General features: G+C 50.6%; 19 protein-coding genes. 9 read left to right on the top strand and 10 right to left on the bottom strand.

Annotation, left to right across the window (positions count from 1 at the left end; translation table 11 throughout):
* Positions 1–57: 57 nt before the first annotated feature.
* From ompF to pncB, 3 genes are all read right to left on the bottom strand, one after another.
* Complete coding sequence (gene ompF / locus C7B16_RS12840) at positions 58–1,131, bottom strand: porin OmpF (RefSeq protein ID WP_000977929.1); 1,074 nt, start codon at positions 1,129–1,131, stop codon at positions 58–60.
* Between the two features lie 601 nt (positions 1,132–1,732).
* Positions 1,733–3,133: an asparagine--tRNA ligase gene (gene asnS, locus C7B16_RS12845; protein WP_000117892.1), complete on the bottom strand. Its 1,401-nt coding sequence runs from the start codon at positions 3,131–3,133 to the stop codon at positions 1,733–1,735.
* A 169-nt stretch (positions 3,134–3,302) separates the two neighbouring features.
* Complete coding sequence (gene pncB / locus C7B16_RS12850) at positions 3,303–4,505, bottom strand: nicotinate phosphoribosyltransferase (RefSeq protein WP_010376903.1); 1,203 nt, start codon at positions 4,503–4,505, stop codon at positions 3,303–3,305.
* 265 nt (positions 4,506–4,770) lie between these two features.
* Between pncB and pepN the strand changes: the two genes are divergently transcribed.
* Positions 4,771–7,383: an aminopeptidase N gene (gene pepN, locus C7B16_RS12855; protein ID WP_107179777.1), complete on the top strand. Its 2,613-nt coding sequence runs from the start codon at positions 4,771–4,773 to the stop codon at positions 7,381–7,383.
* A 105-nt stretch (positions 7,384–7,488) separates the two neighbouring features.
* Here the strand turns inward: pepN and ssuB are convergent, their stop codons facing one another.
* The 5 genes from ssuB to ssuE are packed head-to-tail and all read right to left on the bottom strand — an operon-like array spanning position 7,489 to position 11,725.
* Positions 7,489–8,256 (bottom strand): aliphatic sulfonates ABC transporter ATP-binding protein, encoded by a 768-nt coding sequence (gene ssuB, locus C7B16_RS12860; protein WP_107179778.1) that lies wholly within the window; start codon positions 8,254–8,256, stop codon positions 7,489–7,491.
* Complete coding sequence (gene ssuC, locus C7B16_RS12865) at positions 8,253–9,044, bottom strand: aliphatic sulfonate ABC transporter permease SsuC (RefSeq protein WP_107179779.1); 792 nt, start codon at positions 9,042–9,044, stop codon at positions 8,253–8,255. Before ssuC ends, ssuB begins: the two co-directional genes overlap by 4 nt.
* 11 nt (positions 9,045–9,055) lie before the next feature.
* Positions 9,056–10,201 carry an FMNH2-dependent alkanesulfonate monooxygenase gene (gene ssuD / locus C7B16_RS12870; protein WP_001516124.1) on the bottom strand — a complete coding sequence of 382 codons (1,146 nt, stop codon included), beginning with the start codon at positions 10,199–10,201 and terminating at the stop codon, positions 9,056–9,058.
* Positions 10,198–11,157 carry a sulfonate ABC transporter substrate-binding protein gene (locus C7B16_RS12875; RefSeq protein ID WP_107179780.1) on the bottom strand — a complete coding sequence of 320 codons (960 nt, stop codon included), beginning with the start codon at positions 11,155–11,157 and terminating at the stop codon, positions 10,198–10,200. The genes ssuD and C7B16_RS12875 overlap by 4 nt, the downstream gene beginning before the upstream one ends.
* The gene (ssuE, locus tag C7B16_RS12880; protein WP_001516126.1) at positions 11,150–11,725 is read right to left on the bottom strand and encodes an NADPH-dependent FMN reductase; all 576 of its coding nucleotides are present in this window, start codon (positions 11,723–11,725) and stop codon (positions 11,150–11,152) included. Before ssuE ends, C7B16_RS12875 begins: the two co-directional genes overlap by 8 nt.
* 236 nt (positions 11,726–11,961) lie before the next feature.
* Here ssuE and pyrD point away from each other — a divergent pair, with 236 nt between their 5' ends.
* Both pyrD and zapC read left to right on the top strand, forming a co-directional pair.
* Positions 11,962–12,972 carry a quinone-dependent dihydroorotate dehydrogenase gene (gene pyrD, locus C7B16_RS12890; protein WP_107179781.1) on the top strand — a complete coding sequence of 337 codons (1,011 nt, stop codon included), beginning with the start codon at positions 11,962–11,964 and terminating at the stop codon, positions 12,970–12,972.
* Between the two features lie 173 nt (positions 12,973–13,145).
* Complete coding sequence (gene zapC / locus C7B16_RS12895) at positions 13,146–13,688, top strand: cell division protein ZapC (RefSeq protein WP_001220666.1); 543 nt, start codon at positions 13,146–13,148, stop codon at positions 13,686–13,688.
* On the opposite strand, the gene C7B16_RS12900 is transcribed toward zapC, so the two are convergent.
* Entirely contained in the window at positions 13,685–14,794 is a 1,110-nt protein-coding gene (locus C7B16_RS12900) for a YcbX family protein (RefSeq protein WP_107179782.1), read from the bottom strand. The genes zapC and C7B16_RS12900 overlap by 4 nt on opposite strands.
* 244 nt (positions 14,795–15,038) lie before the next feature.
* Here C7B16_RS12900 and rlmKL point away from each other — a divergent pair, with 244 nt between their 5' ends.
* From rlmKL to rmf, 6 genes are all read left to right on the top strand, one after another.
* Positions 15,039–17,147 (top strand): bifunctional 23S rRNA (guanine(2069)-N(7))-methyltransferase RlmK/23S rRNA (guanine(2445)-N(2))-methyltransferase RlmL, encoded by a 2,109-nt coding sequence (gene rlmKL / locus C7B16_RS12905; protein ID WP_107179783.1) that lies wholly within the window; start codon positions 15,039–15,041, stop codon positions 17,145–17,147.
* 11 nt (positions 17,148–17,158) lie between these two features.
* A complete protein-coding gene (locus tag C7B16_RS12910; RefSeq protein ID WP_107179784.1) occupies positions 17,159–19,066 on the top strand; it encodes an ABC transporter ATP-binding protein in 1,908 nt (635 codons plus the stop codon).
* A gap of 201 nt (positions 19,067–19,267) precedes the next feature.
* Positions 19,268–20,521 carry a membrane integrity-associated transporter subunit PqiA gene (pqiA, locus tag C7B16_RS12915; protein ID WP_000333137.1) on the top strand — a complete coding sequence of 418 codons (1,254 nt, stop codon included), beginning with the start codon at positions 19,268–19,270 and terminating at the stop codon, positions 20,519–20,521.
* Positions 20,522–20,525: 4 nt separating this feature from the next.
* The gene (gene pqiB, locus C7B16_RS12920) at positions 20,526–22,166 is read left to right on the top strand and encodes an intermembrane transport protein PqiB (protein WP_000445524.1); all 1,641 of its coding nucleotides are present in this window, start codon (positions 20,526–20,528) and stop codon (positions 22,164–22,166) included.
* A complete protein-coding gene (gene pqiC / locus C7B16_RS12925) occupies positions 22,163–22,726 on the top strand; it encodes a membrane integrity-associated transporter subunit PqiC (protein WP_001516130.1) in 564 nt (187 codons plus the stop codon). The genes pqiB and pqiC overlap by 4 nt, the downstream gene beginning before the upstream one ends.
* Before the next feature lie 255 nt (positions 22,727–22,981).
* On the top strand, positions 22,982–23,149 hold the full coding sequence (gene rmf / locus C7B16_RS12930) for a ribosome modulation factor (protein WP_000828647.1): 168 nt from the start codon (positions 22,982–22,984) through the stop codon (positions 23,147–23,149).
* 69 nt (positions 23,150–23,218) lie between these two features.
* Here rmf and fabA read toward each other — a convergent pair whose 3' ends face one another.
* Entirely contained in the window at positions 23,219–23,737 is a 519-nt protein-coding gene (gene fabA / locus C7B16_RS12935) for a bifunctional 3-hydroxydecanoyl-ACP dehydratase/trans-2-decenoyl-ACP isomerase (protein WP_000227927.1), read from the bottom strand.
* Positions 23,738–23,799 lie beyond the last annotated feature (62 nt).

Here is a 23,799-nt window from a genome sequence, read left to right on the forward strand (position 1 = left end):
ATAAAAAAAACAGGACCAAAGTCCTGTTTTTTCGGCATTTAACAAAGAGGTCTGCTATTAGAACTGGTAAACGATACCCACAGCAACTGTGTCGTCAGAACCTACGCCCAGTTTGTTGTCAGAATCGATCTGGTTGATGATGTAGTCAACATAGGTAGACATGTTTTTGTTGAAGTAGTAGGTTGCGCCCACTTCAACATAGTTCACCAGATCAACATCACCGATACCACCTTCTACGTCTTTCGCTTTAGATTTGGTGTAAGCGATGGACGGACGCAGACCGAAGTCAAACTGGTATTGTGCAACTAACAGGATATCTTGCGTTTTGTTAGCAAAGCCGCCGGTGATCGGCGTAGCGTTACGGGTTTCACCGTAGTTTGCTGCCAGGTAGATGTTGTTCGCATCGTACTTCAGGCCAGTAGCCCACTGTTCAGCTTTTTTACCCTGGCCGAGAGGTTGGGCTTCCTGCAAGTTTGTACGGTCAGCAGCACCATAAGCACCAACGATACCAAAGCCTTCGAATTCGTAGCTGATGGAGCCGCCAACACCGTCGCCGTTAGAACGACGTGCGGTGTCGCGTTCGTTTTTACCCAGGTACTGAACAGCGAAGTTCAGGCCGTCAACCAGACCAAAGAAGTTGGAGTTACGGTAAGTTGCAACGCCGCCAACACGACCAACGAAGAAGTCATCGCTGTATGCAGTGTCACCACCAAATTCCGGCAGCATATCGGTGTAACCCAGTGCGTCATAAACAACACCATAGTTACGACCGTAATCGATTGAGCCAGCATCAGCAAATTTCAGACCAGCGAACGCCAGACGGGTTTTGTTGCCATTTTGGGCATCAGAACCCTCAGAGTTGTTACCCTGGAAGTTGTATTCCCACTGACCGTAACCGGTCAGATCAGAATTGATTTGAGTTTCCCCTTTAAAACCAAGACGGGCATAGGTCATATCGCCATTGCCACCGTAACTGTTTTCACCGTTACCCTTGGAAAAATAGTGCAGACCGACAGCTTTACCGTACAGATCTACTTTGTTGCCATCTTTGTTATAGATTTCTGCAGCGTTTGCAGTTCCTGCTACTAACAGAGCAGGGACGATCACTGCCAGAATGTTGCGCTTCATCATTATTTATTACCCTCATGGTTTTTTTATGACACCTGCCACTGCCGTCAATAAGTTTCGTCAATAAATATTTACGGAGCTATTGATGAAAGTTTGGTGTCTTTATGTATCTGCAGGCATCTTTCCATTCAAACTAACGTTTCGCTACCGTGAAAGTGCTACAAAGATAAAGATATAGTTACAAAAAGAAAAAATGTGTAACCAAGCATTAATTTTAAGGAACTTTGTGAACACCGTCATATTTCCACCAGGATTTAATGATATTTATGGCGGATCTTATATATGTATATGATTTACTTATATTAAATCTAACTAAACAGAAATTTTCTTTCTGATGATTTCTCTCTGTGACTTCTCTCTAATACACTTTCAGCCATCCAGAAAGCCAATAATAAGTATAAAAATTGTGCTATCAGATAAGAAATGACTAATCCGCAATAAGGCTATGGGTTATTTTTTGTTCGCAAATGTTGCAAAGAAACATTCCGTAACAGGAAGATTGCTTTGGCAGGGTTGCAATTAGATTGATTGACTTAACAAACAGATAACTTGACAGAAGGGGATAAAAAAGAGCCAGCGGGTGCTGGCTCTCGGAAAAGTTAAATTAGAAACTGGCGTTACGTGGAGTGCGTGGGAACGGAATTACGTCACGCACGTTTTGAACGCCAGTCACGTAGGCGATCAGGCGTTCAAAACCAAGACCAAAACCGGAATGTGGAACAGTACCGTAGCGACGCAGATCGCGATACCACCAGTAATCTTCTTTATTCAGGCCCATCTCCAGCATACGTTCGTCCAGAACGTCCAGACGCTCTTCACGCTGGGAACCACCAATGATCTCACCGATACCCGGAGCCAGAACGTCCATTGCTGCAACGGTTTTACCGTCTTCGTTAAGGCGCATGTAGAACGCTTTAATGTCTTTCGGATAGTTTTTCACGACTACCGGCGCTTTAAAGTGTTCTTCTGCCAGGTAACGTTCATGCTCGGAAGAGAGATCCACACCCCAGTAAACAGGGTTTTCAAATTTCTTACCGCAGTTTTCGAGGATGGTTACCGCGTCGGTATAATCCACCTGCGCGAAGTCTGCCTCAATGAAACGCTCCAGACGTGAAACTGCATCTTTATCCACGCGTTCAGCGAAGAATTTCATATCGTCAGCACGTTCTTCGAGAACCGCTTTAAAGACGTATTTCAGCATGGCTTCTGCCAGGCCGGCGATATCGTTCAGGTTAGCAAACGCGACTTCCGGCTCCAGCATCCAGAATTCCGCCAGGTGACGGCTGGTGTTGGAGTTTTCTGCACGGAAAGTCGGGCCGAAGGTATAAATTTTAGACAGCGCACAGGCATAAGTCTCGCCGTTTAACTGGCCTGATACGGTCAGGAACGACTCTTTACCGAAGAAATCTTTGTCGAAATCAACTTTGCCCTGATCGTTACGTGGCAGGTTTTCCAGATCCAGTGTTGAAACACGGAACATTTCGCCAGCGCCTTCGGTATCGGACGCGGTGATCAGCGGTGTAGAAACCCAGAAGAAACCTTGTTCGTTAAAGAATCGATGCAGTGCCTGCGCCAGCGTGTGGCGAACGCGCGCAACGGCACCAATCAGGTTGGTACGTGGACGCAGGTGAGCGACTTCACGCAGATACTCAATGCTGTGGCGTTTTGCTGCCATCGGGTAAGTGTCTGGATCTTCAACCCAACCAGCGACTTCAACATTGCTGGCCTGAATTTCAAATTGTTGCCCCTGGCCCGGCGACGCCACGACTTTACCCGTCACAATGACCGAGCAACCGGTGGTCAGACGCAGTACGTCTTCATTGTAATTGGGCAGAGAATTATTGATGACAGCCTGTACAGGATCAAAGCAGGAACCGTCATAAACGGCGAGGAAGGAGATGCCAGCTTTTGAATCTCGGCGGGTACGTACCCATCCGCGCACGGTGACTTCGCTGTCAACGGCTACGCGGCCCTGGAGTACGTCGGCTACAGGCACAACGCTCATAATATTCTCTCTGTTAATAGTCGGAAAAAATAAACACTTGTCCACCCGTGAAATGGGGGGATACCTATGTTACCTGGCATCCGCAATCAGACAAGCAGAATTCGCAGATGCAGCGAAAGATTTCGGAATTAAAGGTAAAAAAGGGAGCCGTTATGGCTCCCTGATGATATTAACTGGCTTTTTTAATGTGCGGAAGGTCGAACGCTTTACGAAGTGCGCGAACAAACGCCTTGTCGTGGCAGATTGTTTTGCCAGGACTGTCAGAAAGTTTCGCCACAGGTTTACCGTTACACTCCACCAGCTTAATCACAATATTCAGTGGCTTGACTTGGGGGATATCGCAGGTCAGGCGTGTACCTATACCAAAACTTAATTGCACACGGGAAGAGAAGTGGCGATAAAGCTCGACCGCTTTGCGTAAATCCAGATTGTCAGAGAAAACCAGCGTTTTGCTCTGAGGGTTGATTCCCAGCTTCTCATAATGCGCGATGGCTTTTTCGCCCCATTCTACCGGGTCGCCAGAGTCATGACGCAGCCCCTGATAGCGGCTGGCAAATTCCACGCCGAAATCACGCAAGAATGCGTCCATAGTAATGCAATCGGTTAACGCAATTCCCAGTTGATCGGGATATTCATTGAGCCATGCGGCAAGTGCGGCACGTTGGCTGTTGGCAAGATCCGGGCTGATTTGTTGATGCGCCTGGAACCATTCGTGAGCCTGAGTTCCCATTGGCGTGAGGGAAAGCCGACGCGCCAGATCGTAGTTACTGGTGCCAACGAACCAGGATTCTTGTTGCAAACGTTGAACGATGGTTTCCTGGACTTCGCGGGAAAAACGTCGGCGGGTGCCGAAATCCATCAGATGGAAGCGCGACATATCGAGATCGGCAGTTAACGCCGAGAAGTCGACTAATTTGCTTTCCAGCGTATCGAGGGCTTGCGCAACGTCGGCCTGCGGTGAGCGGTAGCGATGTACCAGTTCACTGATGACCGCCAGCAAAGGAACTTCCCAGAGGATGACTTCACGCCACGGACCGCTTAAACGAATATCCAGCTTGCCGTTATCGTTGGTGACGGTGACCTGTTCCGGGTTAAAGCGGAACTCGCGCAACCAGTTGAGGTAGTCGGCCTTAAAAAAAGGCAGGGCAGAGAGCCATTGATATTCATCATCCTGCAGGCGCAGACGCTGCATCGCCTGGACCTGTTCACGAATAGCATCGGCATAAATACCCAGCAGATCGTCACCTCGGCAACGAAACTCCGCCGCGACATGCACATCATAATAGTGATGAAACACGGCTTGCTGCATATGCAACTTATAAGCATCTGTATCCAGCAGCGAGTGCAGAACAGGAGAAGCGAATTGTGTCATAGGTGCGCAGTAGCGTCCTCGTACGGGAGCGTTTAGTACAATAAACATCTTCAGGAACTGCTGGAGTATACCTTGTTTCGCAATTTATTGAACCCCGATCACACCATATGCCACGTTTATGGTCGATGGCGTTGCGCTCTGTATGTTATAAAAATGTAGCAATAAAAGCGTTTGTACCTGAAAAGATGAAGATTCTGCGTAGCGAGATTTATACAACAGGAATAGACTGAACACCTGACTCTATAAAAGATGCTAAAGGTTATTTATGACTCAACAGCCACAAGCCAAATACCGTCACGATTATCGTGCGCCGGATTACCAGATTACTGATATTGACTTGACCTTTGACCTGGACGCGCAAAAGACGGTGGTTACCGCGATCAGCCAGGCTGTCCGTCATGGTGCATCAGATGCTCCACTTCGTCTTGACGGCGAAGATCTTAAACTGGTCTCTATTCATATTAATGATGAGCCGTGGTCCGCCTGGAAAGAAGAAGAGGGCGCACTGGTCATCAGTAATTTACCGGAGCGTTTTACGCTCAAGATCGTTAATGAAATTAGCCCTGCGTCCAACACTGCACTGGAAGGGCTTTACCAGTCAGGCGATGCGCTTTGCACCCAGTGTGAAGCCGAAGGTTTCCGCCACATTACGTACTATCTCGATCGCCCGGACGTGCTGGCGCGTTTTACGACTAAAATTATTGCCGATAAAACCAAATACCCGTTCCTGCTTTCTAACGGTAACCGCGTTGCGCAAGGTGAGTTGGAAAACGGACGTCACTGGGTACAGTGGCAGGACCCGTTCCCGAAACCGTGCTATCTGTTTGCGCTGGTGGCAGGCGATTTTGATGTGCTACGCGACACCTTCACCACGCGTTCTGGCCGCGAAGTGGCGCTGGAGTTGTATGTCGATCGCGGCAACCTTGACCGCGCGCCGTGGGCGATGACCTCGCTGAAAAATTCCATGAAGTGGGATGAAGAGCGCTTTGGTCTGGAGTATGACCTTGATATTTATATGATCGTTGCCGTGGACTTCTTCAACATGGGCGCAATGGAGAATAAAGGTCTTAACATCTTTAACTCCAAATATGTACTGGCACGTACCGACACTGCTACCGACAAAGATTACCTCGACATTGAACGCGTTATTGGCCATGAATATTTCCACAACTGGACCGGTAACCGTGTGACTTGCCGCGACTGGTTCCAGCTTAGCCTGAAAGAAGGTTTAACCGTGTTCCGCGATCAGGAGTTCAGCTCTGACCTGGGTTCCCGCGCCGTTAATCGCATCAACAATGTGCGCACCATGCGCGGGTTGCAGTTTGCGGAAGACGCCAGCCCAATGGCTCACCCAATCCGCCCGGACATGGTCATTGAGATGAACAACTTCTATACCCTGACCGTTTACGAGAAGGGCGCAGAAGTGATTCGAATGATCCACACCCTGCTGGGCGAAGAAAATTTCCAGAAAGGGATGCAGCTCTATTTCGAGCGTCATGATGGCAGTGCGGCAACCTGTGACGATTTCGTCCAGGCGATGGAAGATGCGTCAAATGTCGATCTCTCTCATTTCCGCCGTTGGTACAGCCAGTCCGGCACGCCGATTGTGACTGTTAAAGACGACTACGATCCAGAAACTGAGCAGTACACCCTGACCATCAGTCAGCGCACGCCAGCTACGCCAGATCAGGCAGAAAAACTGCCGCTGCATATTCCGTTTGCTATTGAGTTGTATGACAACGAGGGCAAAGTAATCTCGTTGCAGAAGGACGGTCATCCGGTCAATTCAGTGCTGAATGTCACCCAGGCGGAACAGACTTTTGTTTTTGATAACGTCTACTTCCAGCCGGTGCCTGCGCTGCTGTGTGAATTTTCCGCGCCGGTGAAACTGGAATATAAATGGAGCGATCAGCAACTGACCTTCCTGATGCGTCATGCGCGCAATGATTTTTCCCGCTGGGATGCGGCGCAAAGTCTGCTGGCAACGTACATCAAACTGAATGTCGCTCGCCATCAACAAGGGCAGCCGTTATCGCTGCCAGCACATGTTGCAGATGCTTTCCGCGCTGTGCTGCTCGATGAGAAGATCGACCCGGCGCTGGCGGCAGAAATCCTGACACTGCCTTCTGTCAATGAAATGGCGGAACTATTCGATATCATCGATCCGATTGCCATTGCCGAAGTTCGCGAAGCACTCACCCGTACACTGGCGACTGAACTGGCGGATGAATTGTTGGCTATCTATAACGCCAATCACCAGAGTGAGTATCGTGTTGAACATGAAGACATTGCGAAACGTACTCTGCGTAATGCCTGCCTGCGCTTCCTCGCCTTTGGTGAAACGCATCTGGCTGACGTGTTAGTGAGTAAGCAGTTCCATAAAGCGAACAATATGACCGATTCGCTGGCGGCACTTTCGGCGGCGGTTGCTGCGCAGTTACCGTGCCGTGACGCGTTGATGCAGGAGTACGACGACAGGTGGCATCAGGACGGTCTGGTGATGGATAAATGGTTTATCCTGCAAGCCACCAGTCCAGCGGCGAATGTGCTGGAGACGGTGCGTGGTCTGTTACAGCATCGCTCATTCACCATGAGCAACCCGAACCGTATTCGTTCGTTGATTGGTGCGTTTGCAGGCAGCAACCTGGCAGCGTTCCATGCTGAAGATGGCAGTGGTTACCAGTTCCTGGTGGAAATGCTCACCGATCTGAACCGCCGTAATCCGCAGGTGGCTTCACGTTTGATTGAGCCGCTGATTCGCCTGAAACGTTACGATGTCAAACGTCAGGAGAAAATGCGTGCGGCGCTGGAACAATTGAAAGGGTTGGATAATCTCTCTGGCGATCTTTACGAGAAGATCACCAAAGCACTGGCTTAATACAAAAGTGCCTGATGCGACGCTGGCGCGTCTTATCAGGCCTACAAACCCGTTGGAATTGTTGGTTTTGTAGGCTGATAAGGCGTTCACGCCGCATCTGGCATGTTAACCATGACGCCGAACTGGTTGTTCAGAATGCCCTCGCTGCATCACCCGCTGTAACACTTCCGCTTCCAGTTCCGCTAACCGTACCGACCCTAATCGGCGCGGGCGAGGAATATCCACCGCCAAATCCAGGCCAATCTTTCCCTCTTCAATCAACAGCACCCGGTCAGCCATCGCTACCGCTTCGCTCACATCATGCGTCACCAGCAAGACGGTAAAGCCGTGCTCCTGCCAAAGTGACACAATTAAATCCTGCATCTCCAGTCGCGTTAAGGCGTCCAGTGCGCCCAGCGGTTCATCGAGCAACAATAAACCCGGACGATGAATCAACGCTCTTGCCAGCGCCACACGCTGTTTCTGCCCGCCAGAAAGTGCGGCAGGCCATTCCCCGGCACGATTTTCCAGCCCTACCGCAGCCAGTGCCTGATGCGCCGCATCGCGCCATTGGCCTTTAAGACCTAACCCAACGTTATCAATCACCGATTTCCATGGCAGCAGACGCGCATCCTGAAACATCATCCGCGTATCATCCTGAATCTCGGCCAGCGGTGTTATACCCGCCAGTACATCACCTGCGGTTGGTGTTTCCAGCCCCGCCAGCAGACGCAGCAGAGTACTTTTACCGCCGCCGCTACGACCAACAACAGCCACAAACTGACCTGCCGGAATATGCAAATCCAGTTGATTCAGCACGATATTTTCTGCGTAATGTTTGCTCACCGCATTAAGTAGCAGTGGTGTACCCTGGTTCAGACGGGCAGTATTCATGCCGTGGCCTCCTTCAGATGATAAGCCGGGTTCCAGCGCAACCAGAGACGCTCTAGCAATTGGGCGCTAATGTCAGCAAGTTTGCCGAGCAGGGCGTAGAGAATAATGGCGACGACGACGACATCCGTTTGCAGAAACTCCCGCGCATTCATCGCCAGATAACCAATGCCAGAATTGGCAGAGATGGTTTCGGCAACAATCAGCGTCAGCCACATCAGGCCCAACGCAAAACGCACGCCGACCATAATTGAGGGCAGGGCACCAGGCAGGATCACATGCACAAACAGCGGCAAGCCGGATAAGCCATAGCTACGCGCCATCTCCACCAGCCTGCGATCGATATTACGGATGCCGTGCCAGGTATTGATATAAATGGGGAACAGCGTGCCGAGCGCTACCAGGAAAATTTTTGCAGACTCATCAATGCCAAACCACAAAATCACCAGCGGGATCAGCGCCAGATGCGGCACGTTGCGCAACATTTGAATTGAGCTGTCCAGCAACCGTTCTCCCCAGCGCGACAGGCCGCTAACCAATCCCAGAATCAACCCCAGCGATCCGCCAATCGAAAAACCAATCAGCGCCCGCCAGGAGCTGATCGCCAGATGCTGCCAAAGCTCACCGCTGGCCGAGAGCGTCCAGAACGCGGCCACCACTCCTTCCGGAGAGGGCAAAATACGCGTCGACAGCCAGCCAACCGAGGAGGCCAGTTGCCACACCGCCACGATGCCCACCGGTAAAAACCAGGGGGCAACGCGCAATAACCACTTCTTCACTGGCGTTGCCATCATTTTCTTCCTTAGCTTTGCGCGACATTACGTGGGATGAACTCATTCGCTACCGCTTCGCCTTGCAGGTTCAATGGCTGTGGTTGGGGAATCTGTGGAATGGCAACATCCAGATGTGGGAACAGTAATTCGCCAACCCGATACGCTTCTTCCAGATGTGGATATCCTGAGAGGACAAAACTGTCGATGCCAAGCGCGGCGTATTCGTTGATTCGTGCGGCGACTGTCGGACCATCGCCTACCAGCGCCGTCCCCGCACCGCCGCGTACCAGACCAACGCCTGCCCATAAATTGGGGCTGATCTCCAGGTTGTCGCGCTTGCCGTTATGTAACGCAGCCATTCGCTGTTGCCCCACGGAATCCGTGCGGGCAAATGCAGCCTGTGCTCTGGCGATGGTGTCATCATCAAGATGGGAGATTAACCGTTCTGCGGCCTGCCACGCTTCGTCGTTGGTTTCGCGGACAATCACATGGAGGCGAATACCGAAACGAATTTTGCGACCATGTGCGGCCGCTTTTGCCCGCACTTGCTCGATCTTCTCTTTTACCAGTGCTGGCGGCTCGCCCCAGGTGAGATAAAGATCAACTTGTTCTGCGGCCAGATCCTGGGCGACGTCTGACGATCCGCCAAAGTAAAGCGGAGGATACGGTTGTTGAATCGGTGCAAAGAGTAGTTTTGCCCCGCGCACATGAATATGCTTACCGTTGAAATCGACAGTTTCTCCCTGCAATAAACGTCGCCAGACCTGAGTAAATTCCGCCGAGGCTGCGTAACGCTCGCTGTGGTCGAGGAACACGCCGTCTCCCGCCAGTTCTTGTGGATCGCTGCCTGTTACCAGGTTAAACAACGCACGGCCATTCGACAGACGGTCGAGCGTGGCGGCCTGGCGGGCGGCAACGGTAGGTGACGTTACACCAGGGCGCAGGGCGACAAGAAACTTCAGCCTTTGCGTAACCGGGATCATCGACGCCGCCACCAGCCACGCATCTTCGCAGGAACGGCCCGTAGGGATCAGCACGCCGGTATAGCCAAGACGATCCGCCGCTTGCGCGATCTGTTGCAGATAACCGTGATCAACCGGACGAGACTCTGTTTCCGTTCCCAGATAATGACCGTCACCGTGCGTAGGTAAAAACCAGAATATATTCAGACTCATAATTGTTTTCCTTCCAGTTGAGTGGGGTGCCAGATGCGCTGGCGAATATCGACTTTTTTCGGCAGCAGATGATTTTCATAAAACAGGTCGGCAGTATGTTGCTGTAAAGCGGCAACCTCGGCACTCACTGGTTTGATGGTGGTGGGAGGACGGTGGCCAAGATAAGAGGCTATTACCGGTGCCGGTAAGCCCATCGTTTTTGCCAGCAAGGTGATACTTTGCTCGCGCTGGCTGTGGGTTAACGCATCGGCCTGGCTAAAGGTCTCCAGTACGCCCTGAATAAAGGCACCGTTTTTTTCTGCATAGGGGCGGGCCGCCAGATAAAACGACCCGGTCTGATTCAGACCAGTACCATCTTTTAATACCCGCACACCACCCTGTAATAATGCAGCAGAGTAGTAAGGATCCCAGATGGCCCAGGCATCTACGTTACCTTGCTGGAAGGCCGCGCGGGCATCAGCAGGTGTCAGGTAAGTGGGCTGGATATCGGTGAATTTAAGCCCGGTCTGTTGCAGTGCGCGTAGTAACAGGTTGTGCGAACTGGAACCTTTCTGAAATGCGACTTTGTGGCCCTTCAGTTCAGCCACGGTTTTTATGGGACTGTTTTCTGGCACCAGAATGACTTCGGCTTTTGGTTTTGGCGGCTCGACACCGACGTATACCAAATCCGCACCAGCAACTTGGGCAAAGATAGGTGGAATGTCGCCCGTGCTGCCAAGATCAATACTGCCGATGTTGAGTGCTTCCAGCATCTGCGGACCCGCAGGAAATTCCACCCATGAAATTTTTGTTTGCGGATAGCGTTTTTCCAGGAGTTGATGGCTTTTTGCCAGCACCATGCTGATGCTGCCTTTCTGATAACCTATCCGTAACGCTTCAGGCGAAGACTCCGCAGCAACCGCGAGCGTAGTGACGCTAAGTAATCCCGCCAGCGCCAGTTTAAATATGTTACGCATGGGCGTTTCCTCGTAGAGAGAAAAGATCAGGAACCTGGACATCACGACGGTGCAACGCCTGCCAGAAGGCTTCGAGTGCGACATCAAGACGGGATTGCAGATTCGGCGTGAATTGCGGTTTATGCTGGAAATCAATCACCTGCGAGTCATCGGCAAACACACCGTGCAGGATCTCCTGCGCTTTTAAAGCGCTTAGTACCGGTTTGAGTGCGTAATCGACCGCCAATAGATGAGCCACTGTGCCGCCTGTTGCCAGTGGTAAAACCACTTTGCCTTGCAGTGCGCGTTCAGGTAGCAGGTCGAGAAGGGTTTTTAACGCCCCGGAATAAGCCGCTTTGTAGACGGGGGTCGCGACAATCAGCCCGTCAGCCTCTTGCAGTTGTGCAGTGAAAGTTTTCAGAGCCGGGCTGTCGAAACGTGCATAGAGCAAATCTTCCGGGGCGAAGTTTTGCAGATTCCAGTGATAAACCTCCACATCCAGGCTATTCAGCTTTTCTCGCGCATATTCCAGTAAGGAACTGGAGCGAGAAGGAAAGCGAGGACTTCCAGCCAGGGTAATGACACGCATACTCTCTCCTTATAACTAATTGTTCTTATTTCGTTAACATTGATAACAATTGGGTCAGTCTGACAGAGGGAGCTGGTGAGTCGAAATGATTTATCTGGTGAAGGAAAGCCAAAAAAAGCATAAAAAAGGCGCAATAAGAAAACGTTTGCTATTTATTGCCGCAGGTCAATTCCCTTTTTGGCTGAACTCGCACATAATACGCCCCCGGTTTGCACACCGGGAATCCAGGAGAGTTCATGTACTACCCCTTCGTTCGTAAAGCCCTTTTCCAGCTCGATCCTGAGCGCGCTCATGAATTTACTTTTCAGCAATTACGCCGCATTACCGGAACGCCGTTTGAAGCACTTGTTCGGCAGAACGTTCCAGCGAAACCGGTTAACTGCATGGGACTGACCTTTAAAAACCAGCTTGGTCTGGCTGCCGGTCTTGATAAAGACGGGGAGTGTATTGACGCTTTAGGTGCAATGGGATTTGGATCGATCGAGATCGGTACTGTCACCCCGCGTCCACAGCCAGGAAACGATAAGCCTCGTCTCTTTCGCCTGGTGGATGCGGAAGGTTTGATCAACCGTATGGGCTTTAATAACCTCGGCGTTGATAATCTCGTTGAGAACGTTAAAAAAGCCCATTATGACGGTGTTCTGGGAATTAACATCGGCAAAAATAAAGATACGCCGGTAGAGCAGGGTAAAGATGACTATCTGATTTGTATGGAAAAAATCTACGCCTATGCGGGATATATTGCCATCAATATTTCATCGCCAAACACCCCAGGATTACGCACTTTACAATATGGCGAAGCACTGGATGATTTATTAACTGCAATTAAAAATAAGCAAAATGATTTACAGGCGATCCACCATAAATATGTGCCAATTGCAGTGAAGATCGCGCCGGATCTTTCTGAAGAGGAGTTGATCCAGGTGGCCGATAGTTTGGTTCGCCATAATATTGATGGTGTTATTGCGACTAATACCACCCTCGATCGTTCTTTAGTTCAGGGAATGAAAAATTGCGAGCAAACCGGTGGTTTAAGTGGTCGCCCGTTACAATTAAAGAGTACAGAAATTATTCGCCGCTTGTCGCAGGAATTAAACGGCCGTTTACCAATCATTGGTGTTGGTGGTATTGACTCGGTCATCGCCGCCCGTGAGAAGATTGCTGCGGGTGCATCACTGGTGCAAATTTATTCTGGTTTTATTTTTAAAGGCCCGCCGCTGATTAAAGAAATCATTACCCATATCTAATTATTTCTTTCATTTTTTCTTTATAAGATAATCAGGGCTTTATTTTCAGCCCTGGTTGTTTTATATTCATTCCTGTTACTTATTTAGATATTTTGTACTTTTCTTGTTGAGGTTATTAAGCAAAGCGACAATGGAATGTGTTGCGGTAGATTTATAGGGTAGAGGAGAGGCATATGCGAATTAAACCAGATGATAACTGGCGTTGGTATTACGATGAAGAGCATGATCGAATGATGCTTGATTTAGCCAATGGTATGCTATTTCGCTCACGTTTTGCTCGTAAAATGCTGACACCGGATGCTTTTTCTCCTGCGGGATTTTGCGTTGATGACGCCGCGCTCTATTTCACGTTTGAAGAAAAATGCCGCGACCTTAACTTATCAAAAGAACAAAAAGCCGAACTGGTGCTTAATGCGCTGGTGGCGATTCGTTACCTCAAACCGCAAATGCCGAAAAGCTGGCATTTTGTTTCTCATGGCGAAATGTGGGCACCAGTATCGGGTGATGCAGCCTGTGTCTGGTTAAGCGACACCAATGAGCAAGTCAATTTACTGGTTATTGAATCTGGCGAAAATGCTGCACTGTGCCTGCTGGCACAGCCTTGCGTCGTCATCGCCGGGCGCGCCATGCAACTGGGTGACGCTATCAAAATTATGAATGACAGGCTGAGACCGCACGTGAGTTATGACAGCGTCAGCCTTGAACAAGCCGTTTAACCTTTCAGTTTCAATGCACTCTTCGGCACACAACTACAGCAAAGAATTGTTCCGTCGTCGCTCATAGCTGATTTTTTCAGCGGGGTGACTTCGCCTTCCAGAAGCTGGATACGACAACTTCCGCAGATGCCAGCACGGCAAGAATAGGGAATACGAATCCCTTGATTTTCTAATTGTTCCAGTAATACCTGTTGGTTATTACCGCGAAATGCCTGCCCTTGCCAGTCGATATCTACATTTGCGTCCGCTTGTTGTGTCGCTGGGAAAGTGTCGTCCGCTGCGGCTGCGCCGTAGGCTTTTGCCGGTGCCGTTGCCAGAATTTCCACTTCATCGCCAACACGAATAACACCGCTGTTGCGGGCAATCAGGTTCTGACCGAAATCGACATCGCCGTTATCCTGGGCAGTACGGAAAGATTGCAACGTTTTTAATGGTTCGCCAGCCGGATGCTTTCGCCCTTTTTCCGGGCTAACGGTGGTGAAAATACAACGGCTACATGGCTTCACCACATCGAACACCACATCGCCAATACGAATCACTTTCCAGGTGTCTTCTTCCCACGCAGGCACGCCAGAAACAACCAGATTGGGGCGGAATTGTTCCATTCTGACGCTTGCCGGACAGCGTTGCTGTACATCACGTAATGAGGATTCATTTGCGAGTAGATACGGATAGCCATCAGCGAATGACAGGGGTACAGTGTTGTGGCGTTTTACGCGCCGCGTCATCTGCGGCCCCACCCAGCGCAACTGCACTTCGCGGGAGAAAAATCCACTTAACCATGTGTTGATCGAGGCTGGAGCAATACGTGCAGTAAAATGGTTGCCCCACACTTCCGTTGGTGCGTCCTGTACGGCGAAATCGGCAAAGCGTACCCACGCGCTGCTGCCATCGGGCGCAGTGAGATGCAGACCGTCATGAACGGGAGAGGGGGTAAAGCGCACCATCTGTGGAAACTGACGGGCGGTAATAAATGTGCCGTCGGGTTCTGTCAGCATAAAAATTCGATCGAAGGCCAGCCCGCTGATATCTGCAAGAGCGTGTGTCAGACCAATGCCGCGCATGGATTTAACAGGATGAATAAAAAGCCGGGTTAATGTCGCCACGGAGCGGTCCTCAAATGAAAATAAGCCCTCAACTTTATGACATGACGCACTTATTAGCTATAATGCGCAACAATTTTCTTAGAGCCTATACCAATAGGCTATTTTATTTGTCAGTTCGGCCCTGGGCTGCGCCCGAAATCATTAGGTACTACGTGTACGCACCGGTTTCTCCGCGCTGCCCATCTCCTGACTGACTGCAACAATTACGCCTACTGCGGTAGGCTCTTAGAGTAAAAGTGACGATATGAATTCTCTGTTTGCCAGTACGGCCCGTGGGCTGGAAGAGCTGTTAAAAACTGAACTGGAAAACCTGGGGGCCGTTGAATGCCAGGTGGTTCAGGGTGGGGTCCATTTCAAGGGCGACACGCGGCTTGTTTACCAGAGCCTGATGTGGAGCCGCCTGGCCTCGCGTATTATGTTGCCGCTGAGCGAGTGCAAGGTTTACAGCGATTTAGACCTCTATCTCGGTGTTCAGGCGATCAACTGGACAGAGATGTTTAATCCAGGCGCGACCTTCGCTGTTCACTTCAGCGGCTTGAATGACACCATCCGTAACAACCAGTATGGCGCGATGAAAGTGAAAGATGCCATCGTTGATGCTTTCACGCGTAAGAATCTGCCGCGTCCGAATGTTGATCGCGATACGCCGGATATCCGCGTTAACGTCTGGCTGAATAAAGAAACCGCCAGCATTGCTCTCGACTTAAGCGGTGACGGTTTACATCTGCGTGGCTATCGCGATCGTGCGGGTATTGCGCCAATCAAAGAAACCCTGGCGGCGGCTATTGTAATGCGTTCCGGCTGGCAGCCGGGAACACCACTGCTCGATCCGATGTGTGGTTCCGGTACGTTGCTGATTGAAGCGGCGATGCTGGCGACCGATCGCGCACCGGGCTTGCACCGTGGGCGTTGGGGATTTAGCGGCTGGGCGCAGCACGACGAAGCCATCTGGCAGGAAGTAAAAGCTGAAGCACAGACCCGTGCCCGTAAAGGTCTGGCGGAATACAGCTCTCATTTTTACGGTTCCGACAGCGATGCGCGGGTGATTCAACGCGCACGCACTAACGCCCGCCTCGCCGGTATTGGCGAACTGATTACTTTTGAAGTGAAGGATGTCGCGCAACTGACCAATCCGCTGCCAAAAGGGCCGTACGGTACAGTACTGAGCAACCCGCCATATGGTGAACGTCTGGACAGCGAACCGGCGCTGATTGCGCTACATAGCCTGCTGGGTCGAACCATGAAAAACCAGTTTGGTGGCTGGAATCTCTCTTTATTCAGCGCTTCGCCGGATCTGTTAAGTTGCCTGCAACTGCGCGCAGACAAACAGTACAAAGCGAAAAACGGACCGCTGGACTGCGTGCAGAAAAATTACCACGTTGCCGAAAGTACTCCGGACAGCAAACCAGCGATGGTGGCGGAAGATTACGCTAACCGTCTGCGTAAGAACCTGAAAAAGTTCGAGAAGTGGGCACGCCAGGAAGGGATTGAATGTTATCGCCTGTATGACGCCGATTTGCCGGAATACAACGTTGCCGTTGACCGCTATGCTGACTGGGTGGTGGTGCAGGAGTATGCGCCGCCGAAAACGATTGATGCGCACAAAGCGCGTCAGCGCCTGTTCGATATTATCGCCGCGACCATTTCGGTATTGGGGATTGCGCCAAACAAACTGGTGCTGAAAACCCGTGAACGGCAGAAGGGTAAAAATCAGTATCAGAAACTGGGCGAAAAAGGCGAGTTTCTTGAAGTCACTGAATACAACGCTCACTTATGGGTGAATCTGACGGATTACCTCGATACTGGTCTGTTCCTCGATCACCGCATCGCACGCCGTATGCTCGGTCAAATGAGCAAAGGCAAAGATTTCCTCAACCTCTTCTCCTATACCGGTAGCGCCACCGTGCATGCGGGATTAGGCGGCGCACGCAGCACCACTACGGTGGATATGTCGCGTACGTATCTGGAGTGGGCAGAACGCAACCTGCGTCTGAATGGCTTAACTGGCCGTGCGCATCGACTGATTCAGGCCGATTGCCTGGCGTGGCTGCGTGAGGCTAATGAGCAGTTCGATCTAATCTTTATCGATCCGCCAACCTTCTCTAACTCAAAACGAATGGAAGATGCGTTTGATGTTCAGCGCGATCATCTGGCGCTGATGAAAGATCTGAAGCGTCTGCTGCGCGCAGGGGGGACGATTATGTTCTCAAACAACAAACGCGGTTTTCGTATGGATCTCGACGGACTGGCAAAACTGGGGCTGAAAGCACAAGAAATTACGCAAAAAACACTTTCCCAGGATTTTGCCCGTAACCGCCAGATCCACAACTGCTGGCTGATTACCGCAGCCTGAAAGGAATAGTAATGTCATTAATCAGTATGCATGGCGCATGGCTGTCGTTCAGCGACGCGCCACTTCTCGATAATGCAGAGCTGCATATCGAAGATAACGAACGTGTTTGTCTGGTGGGCCGTAATGGCGCGGGCAAATCGACGTTAATGAAGATCCTCAACCGTGAACAGGGGCTGGATGACGGTCGCATTATTTACGAGCAAGATTTAATCGTTGCTCGTCTGCAACAAGATCCGCCGCGTAACGTTGAGGGAAGCGTTTATGATTTCGTCGCTGAAGGTATTGAAGAACAAGCGGAATACCTGAAACGCTACCACGATATTTCACGCCTGGTGATGAATGACCCGAGCGAGAAAAATCTTAACGAACTGGCGAAAGTTCAGGAACAGCTTGATCACCATAACCTGTGGCAACTGGAAAACCGCATCAACGAAGTACTGGCACAATTGGGATTAGATCCCAATGCTGCGCTGTCGTCGCTTTCTGGCGGTTGGTTGCGTAAAGCGGCATTAGGACGTGCGCTGGTTAGCAATCCGCGCGTGTTACTGCTCGACGAACCGACCAACCATCTGGATATCGAAACTATCGACTGGTTGGAAGGTTTCCTCAAAACATTCAACGGGACGATAATTTTTATCTCCCACGATCGTTCATTTATTCGCAATATGGCGACGCGTATTGTCGACCTCGATCGCGGTAAGCTGGTGACCTATCCTGGGAATTACGACCAGTATTTACTGGAAAAAGAAGAAGCTCTGCGCGTTGAAGAACTACAAAATGCTGAGTTTGATCGCAAACTGGCACAGGAAGAGGTGTGGATCCGTCAGGGGATCAAAGCGCGTCGTACCCGTAATGAAGGTCGTGTACGTGCCCTGAAAGCGATGCGTCGTGAACGTAGCCAGCGCCGCGAGGTAATGGGCACAGCGAAGATGCAGGTCGAAGAGGCCAGCCGCTCCGGTAAAATCGTCTTTGAAATAGAAGATGTTTGCTATCAGGTTGAGGGCAAACAACTGGTGAAAGATTTTTCCGCTCAGGTGCAACGTGGCGACAAAATTGCGTTGATTGGCCCGAATGGTTGCGGAAAAACCACGTTGTTAAAACTGATGCTGGGGCAACTTCAGCCAGACAGCGGGCGCATCCATGTCGGGACGAAACTGGAGGTGGCTTATTTCGATCAGCATCGTGCGGAACTCGATCCCGATAAAACGGTGATGGATAACCTGGCAGAAGGTAAGCAAGAGGTGATGGTTAACGGTAAACCACGCCACGTACTGGGCTATTTGCAGGACTTCCTGTTCCATCCGAAACGGGCGATGACGCCGGTACGTGCACTTTCTGGTGGGGAGCGTAACCGTCTGCTGCTGGCGCGTCTGTTCCTCAAACCAAGTAACTTACTGATCCTTGATGAACCGACCAACGACCTTGACGTCGAAACGCTGGAACTGCTTGAAGAACTCATCGACAGCTACCAGGGCACGGTGTTGCTGGTGAGCCACGATCGTCAGTTTGTCGATAACACCGTAACAGAATGCTGGATCTTTGAAGGTGAAGGTAAAATCGGTCGTTATGTTGGCGGTTATCACGACGCTCGCGGTCAGCAAGAACAGTATGTGGCGCTTAAGCAACCAGCGGTGAAGAAAACCGAAGAAGTGCCTGTGCCAAAAGCAGAAACTGTAAAACGCAGCACGAGCAAACTAAGCTATAAACTGCAGCGCGAACTGGAACAGCTCCCGCAATTACTTGAAGAGCTGGAAGCAAAGCTGGAAGCCTTACAGGCACAGGTGGCAGATGCCTCCTTCTTCAGTCAGTCTCATGAACATACGCAAAAAGTGCTTGCCAATCTGGCTGCTGCTGAGCAGGAGCTGGAACAAGCTTTTGAGCGTTGGGAGTATCTTGAAGCGCTGAAAAATGGTGGCTGATCGCAAAACAGTTGTTTGATATAGAGGCTGATGACAAAGATAAATTGCCTGATGCGCTACGCTTATCAGGCATGAGGGAAACCTCAATTTATTGGATTTGTACAATTTATCATGCCGGAAAAGGCGCTCGCGCCGCATCCGGCATGATAAACGAATACTTTGTCAGCAATCTGTAAAATAGCGCATCATTAAGGAGTACCAATGTGCGAACATCATCATGCCGCGAAGCATATTTTGTGCCCGCAGTGTGACATGCTGGTGGCGTTACCCCACCTTGAGCATGGTCAGAAAGCGGCATGTCCCCGGTGTGGCACGACGTTAACTGTTGCGTGGGATGCCCCACGTCAGCGCCCCACAGCATACGCGTTGGCTGCACTGTTTATGCTGTTGCTGTCCAACCTGTTTCCTTTTGTGAAAATGAACGTCGCCGGGGTAACCAGCGAAATTACGTTGCTGGAAATTCCTGGCGTGTTGTTTTCCGAAAACTATGCCAGCCTTGGCACTTTCTTTCTGTTGTTTGTGCAACTGGTTCCTGCGTTTTGCCTGATAACTATTTTGTTATTGGTCAACCGCGCGGAATTGCCAGTTCGCCTGAAAGAGCACTTAGGACGGGTGCTTTTTCAACTTAAAACCTGGGGAATGGCGGAGATTTTCCTCGCTGGTGTACTGGTGAGTTTCGTTAAACTGATGGCTTATGGCAGCATTGGCGTAGGCAGCAGTTTTATTCCCTGGTGTTTGTTCTGCGTGCTTCAGTTGCGTGCCTTTCAGTGTGTCGATCGCCGTTGGTTATGGGATGATATTGCTCCTATGCCTGCGCTGAATCAGCCGCTGAAACCGGGGGTGACAGGTATTAACCAGGGGCTGCGCTCCTGTTCTTGTTGCACAGCAATCCTTCCTGCCGATGAACCGGTGTGCCCACGCTGTAGCACCAAAGGGTATGTTCGACGTAAAAACAGTCTGCAATGGACGCTGGCGTTGCTCGTTACGTCGATCATGCTGTATCTCCCTGCCAATATCTTGCCCATCATGGTGACCGATTTTTTAGGTTCAAAGATGCCGTCGACTATTCTCGCCGGGGTGATCTTGCTGTGGAGCGAAGGTTCTTATCCGGTCGCTGCGGTTATCTTTTTGGCCAGTATCATGGTTCCGACCTTAAAAATGATCGCCATTGGCTGGTTGTGCTGGGATGCCAAAGGACACGGCAAGCGTGACAGCGAAAGAATGCATTTGATTTACGAAGTTGTTGAGTTTGTAGGCCGCTGGTCAATGATTGACGTTTTCGTGATTGCGGTGCTCTCGGCGCTGGTGCGTATGGGAGGTTTAATGAGTATTTATCCGGCAATGGGTGCATTAATGTTTGCTTTAGTCGTCATTATGACAATGTTTTCTGCGATGACGTTTGACCCGCGTTTGTCGTGGGATCGTCAACCTGAACCAGAGCATGAGGAGTCCTGACAGTATGGAATCTAATAATGGGGAAGCCAAAATCCAGAAAGTGAAGAACTGGTCTCCCGTGTGGATATTTCCTATCGTCACGGCGCTTATAGGAGCGTGGGTTCTTTTTTATCATTACAGCCATCAGGGGCCGGAAGTGACCCTGATCACCGCGAATGCGGAAGGGATAGAAGGTGGCAAGACCACTATTAAAAGCCGTAGTGTTGATGTCGGCGTGGTTGAAAGCGCCACACTGGCTGATGATTTGACGCACGTTGAAATCAAAGCGCGTTTGAACGCAGGTATGGAAAAACTGCTGCATAAAGATACCGTTTTTTGGGTAGTAAAACCGCAGATTGGTCGCGAGGGCATTAGCGGCCTGGGGACTCTGCTGTCAGGGGTTTATATTGAGCTGCAGCCTGGGGCTAAAGGGGGCAAGCAGACGAGATACGATTTGCTTGATTCACCACCGCTGGCTCCGCCGGATGCGAAAGGGATCCGGGTGATACTCGACAGTAAAAAAGCCGGGCAACTTTCTCCGGGGGATCCGGTGTTATTCCGCGGCTTTCGGGTTGGCTCGGTGGAAACCAGCACGTTTGATACCCAAAAACGTAATATTAGTTACCAGCTCTTTGTTAACGCGCCTTACGACCGACTGGTGACCAGCAATGTTCGTTTCTGGAAGGACAGTGGCATTGCGGTTGATCTCACGTCGGCGGGAATGCGCGTGGAGATGGGGTCGTTGACAACGCTACTCAGCGGCGGCGTCAGCTTTGACGTGCCTGAAGGGCTGGATTTAGGGCAGCCTGTTGCACCGAAAACAGCATTCGTTTTGTATGACGATCAGAAGAGCATTCAGGATTCGCTGTACACCGATCACATTGATTATCTGATGTTCTTTAAAGATTCGGTACGCGGCCTGCAGCCTGGCGCACCAGTGGAATTCCGTGGTATTCGCCTGGGTACAGTAAGTAAGGTGCCTTTCTTTGCGCCGAATATGCGTCAGACATTTAATGATGATTACCGTATTCCGGTACTCATTCGCATTGAACCGGAACGACTGAAAATGCAGCTTGGCGAAAATGCGGATGTCGTTAAGCATCTTGGAGAGTTGTTGAAGCGTGGTTTACGTGGATCGCTGAAAACCGGAAATCTGGTTACTGGCGCACTCTATGTTGATCTCGATTTCTACCCGAATACGCCAGCGATAACCGGGATCCGAGAGTTTAATGGTTATCAGATTATCCCGACCGTTAGCGGCGGCCTGGCGCAAATCCAGCAGCGTCTGATGGAGGCGTTGGATAAGATCAACAAACTTCCGTTGAATCCGATGATTGAGCAGGCGACCAGCACGCTGTCGGAAAGCCAGCGCACGATGAAAAACCTGCAAACTACGCTGGATAGTATGAACAAGATTCTGGCCAGCCAGTCGATGCAGCAGTTGCCGACGGATATGCAGTCAACGTTGCGTGAGCTGAATCGCAGTATGCAGGGCTTCCAGCCTGGCTCCGCAGCTTACAACAAGATGGTGGCGGATATGCAGCGTCTTGATCAGGTCTTGCGTGAATTGCAACCAGTGCTGAAAACGCTCAATGAGAAGAGCAACGCGCTGGTATTTGAAGCGAAGGACAAAAAAGATCCAGAGCCGAAGAGGGCGAAACAATGAAAAAGTGGCTAGTGACGATCGCGGCACTGTGGCTGGCCGGATGCAGCTCCGGCGAAATCAATAAAAACTATTACCAGTTACCTGTTATGCAGAGCGGTACGCAAAGTACCGCCAGCCAGGGTAATCGCCTGTTATGGGTAGAGCAGGTCGCAGTTCCTGACTATCTGGCGGGGAATGGCGTGGTTTATCAAACCAGCGATGTGAAGTATGTGATTGCCAACAACAACCTGTGGGCCAGCCCACTAGATCAACAGTTGCGCAACACCCTGGTCGCCAACCTGAGTACGCAACTGCCTGGTTGGGTGGTTGCCTCCCAGCCTTTGGGAAGCGCCCAGGACACGCTCAACGTAACCGTAACTGAGTTTAACGGCCGCTATGATGGCAAGGTTATTGTCAGTGGCGAGTGGCTATTGAATCACCAGGGACAACTGATCAAACGGCCGTTCCGTCTGGAAGGGGTACAAAATCAGGATGGTTACGATGAAATGGTCAAAGTGCTGGCTAATGTCTGGAGTCAGGAAGCCGCTGCTATTGCGCAAGAGATAAAGCGTCTACCTTAATTATAAATATTTGTAAATATAACCGTCTCCGGCATGTTGCCAGAGGCGGTTTTTTTGTGCAATTCGCAGTAAAAAACTTGTTCCTCTTCACATTTTTTGTACAACCAACATGTCCGTGTGGCTCACAAATATGACAGTGGCGTGAATTTTGCGCATTGACGGCAGTTATGATTCGCGGTATTGCTTAACTGTGATTGCACATTTAGTAATCACTGTTTTCTTTTCCACCAGAAACCAGTATGAGGGAAACGAGGCATGAAGAGACAAAAACGAGATCGCCTGGAACGGGCACATCAACGTGGTTATCAGGCCGGCATCGCCGGACGCTCAAAAGAAATGTGTCCCTATCAGACGCTGAATCAAAGGTCAGAATGGCTGGGAGGCTGGCGAGAAGCCATGGCGGACAGGGTAGTTATGGCCTGATTCTGTCTCTTTAAAAAGAAACCTCCGCAATGCGGAGGTTTCGCCTTTTAATATGCAGCCTGATTTAAATCAGAATGCAGAAGTATCCTGGAACAGACCAACTTTCAGATCGCTGGCGGTGTAGATCAGACGACCATCAACCAGTACTTCTCCGTCTGCCAGACCCATGATCAAGCGACGGTTAACAATGCGTTTAAAGTGAATACGATAGGTCACTTTTTTTGCCGTAGGTAGAACCTGACCAGTGAATTTCACTTCGCCTACGCCCAGTGCGCGGCCTTTACCTTCGCCGCCCAGCCAGCCCAGGTAGAACCCTACCAACTGCCACATGGCATCCAGGCCCAGACATCCCGGCATTACCGGATCACCGATGAAGTGACAACCGAAGAACCACAGATCCGGGTTAATATCCAGTTCTGCTTCAACATACCCTTTGTCGAAGTTGCCACCGGTTTCGGTCATTTTGACCACCCGATCCATCATTAGCATGTTCGGCGCTGGCAATTGCGGGCCTTTTGCGCCAAACAGTTCACCGCGACCAGAGGCAAGAAGGTCTTCTTTTGTATAGGATTCGCGTTTATCTACCATGTTCTCTGTAAGCCTTATTTTATTGAAGCACGCAGGATAGCTAACACGTGTACGCTGAACAA

Origin of the sequence: Escherichia sp. 20412-1 (assembly GCF_003027595.1) — a bacterium.
Lineage (GTDB): Bacteria > Pseudomonadota > Gammaproteobacteria > Enterobacterales > Enterobacteriaceae > Escherichia > Escherichia marmotae.

What these genes read in the sequence shown, in the direction of transcription:
- asnS (WP_000117892.1), bottom strand. Translation starts at nt 3,133, where the DNA reads ATGAGCGTTGTGCCTGTAGCCGACGTACTCCAGGGCCGCGTAGCCGTT.
- rmf (WP_000828647.1), top strand. Translation starts at nt 22,982, where the DNA reads ATGAAGAGACAAAAACGAGATCGCCTGGAACGGGCACATCAACGTGGT.
- ssuC (WP_107179779.1), bottom strand. Translation starts at nt 9,044, where the DNA reads ATGGCAACGCCAGTGAAGAAGTGGTTATTGCGCGTTGCCCCCTGGTTT.
- C7B16_RS12875 (WP_107179780.1), bottom strand. Translation starts at nt 11,157, where the DNA reads ATGCGTAACATATTTAAACTGGCGCTGGCGGGATTACTTAGCGTCACT.
- pqiB (WP_000445524.1), top strand. Translation starts at nt 20,526, where the DNA reads ATGGAATCTAATAATGGGGAAGCCAAAATCCAGAAAGTGAAGAACTGG.
- pncB (WP_010376903.1), bottom strand. Translation starts at nt 4,505, where the DNA reads ATGACACAATTCGCTTCTCCTGTTCTGCACTCGCTGCTGGATACAGAT.
- C7B16_RS12910 (WP_107179784.1), top strand. Translation starts at nt 17,159, where the DNA reads ATGTCATTAATCAGTATGCATGGCGCATGGCTGTCGTTCAGCGACGCG.
- ompF (WP_000977929.1), bottom strand. Translation starts at nt 1,131, where the DNA reads ATGATGAAGCGCAACATTCTGGCAGTGATCGTCCCTGCTCTGTTAGTA.
- pqiA (WP_000333137.1), top strand. Translation starts at nt 19,268, where the DNA reads ATGTGCGAACATCATCATGCCGCGAAGCATATTTTGTGCCCGCAGTGT.
- zapC (WP_001220666.1), top strand. Translation starts at nt 13,146, where the DNA reads ATGCGAATTAAACCAGATGATAACTGGCGTTGGTATTACGATGAAGAG.
- pyrD (WP_107179781.1), top strand. Translation starts at nt 11,962, where the DNA reads ATGTACTACCCCTTCGTTCGTAAAGCCCTTTTCCAGCTCGATCCTGAG.
- pepN (WP_107179777.1), top strand. Translation starts at nt 4,771, where the DNA reads ATGACTCAACAGCCACAAGCCAAATACCGTCACGATTATCGTGCGCCG.
- ssuB (WP_107179778.1), bottom strand. Translation starts at nt 8,256, where the DNA reads ATGAATACTGCCCGTCTGAACCAGGGTACACCACTGCTACTTAATGCG.
- pqiC (WP_001516130.1), top strand. Translation starts at nt 22,163, where the DNA reads ATGAAAAAGTGGCTAGTGACGATCGCGGCACTGTGGCTGGCCGGATGC.
- rlmKL (WP_107179783.1), top strand. Translation starts at nt 15,039, where the DNA reads ATGAATTCTCTGTTTGCCAGTACGGCCCGTGGGCTGGAAGAGCTGTTA.
- ssuD (WP_001516124.1), bottom strand. Translation starts at nt 10,201, where the DNA reads ATGAGTCTGAATATATTCTGGTTTTTACCTACGCACGGTGACGGTCAT.
- fabA (WP_000227927.1), bottom strand. Translation starts at nt 23,737, where the DNA reads ATGGTAGATAAACGCGAATCCTATACAAAAGAAGACCTTCTTGCCTCT.
- ssuE (WP_001516126.1), bottom strand. Translation starts at nt 11,725, where the DNA reads ATGCGTGTCATTACCCTGGCTGGAAGTCCTCGCTTTCCTTCTCGCTCC.